The organism is Streptomyces sp. SID3212 (assembly GCF_009865405.1).
Lineage (GTDB): Bacteria > Actinomycetota > Actinomycetes > Streptomycetales > Streptomycetaceae > Streptomyces.
Map to the genome: position 1 here is coordinate 1 of NZ_WWJY01000418.1, position 431 is coordinate 431.

The following is a 431-nucleotide window of genomic DNA, read 5'->3' on the forward strand; positions in this document are numbered from 1 at the left end:
GCCGCTCCAGCGCGGCGGCGGGGTCGGCGGGGACCGCGTCCGGGGCGAAGAAGGCGCGCCGCGCCGCCGCCTCGCCGTGGCGGGCGGCCAGCCCTTCGTACAGGCGGAACACGCCGGCCCGGGCCGACTCGGTGACCGAGGGGACCTGGCTCATCAGCCCGGCGAACGCGAACTCCAGGGCCACACTGCGGTGGCGCCACTCGCGGTCCCGGTACAGGCTCTCGAACCGCGCCCGGTCGGGGGATCCGGCGGGGCGCCAGGAGGACACGGACCAGCCGGGGTCTTCCGTGGTGCCGGTGGTGTCCAGGGCGCCCGTCAGGTCGTCGGCGGAGACCGGGGTCATGTTGATCTGGACGGGCGCCGGATAGGCGATCCCGGTCCGCGCGTCCCGTACCGCGGACTCCACCGGCTCCACCGGCTCCACCGGCTCC

At 76.6% G+C, this 431-nt stretch carries 1 protein-coding gene; it reads right to left on the reverse strand.

Annotated features, from left to right (window positions below; all coding sequences use genetic code 11):
• On the reverse strand, positions 1-431 hold a 431-nt coding region (locus GT042_RS12560), incomplete at both ends, for a hypothetical protein (RefSeq protein ID WP_161308785.1).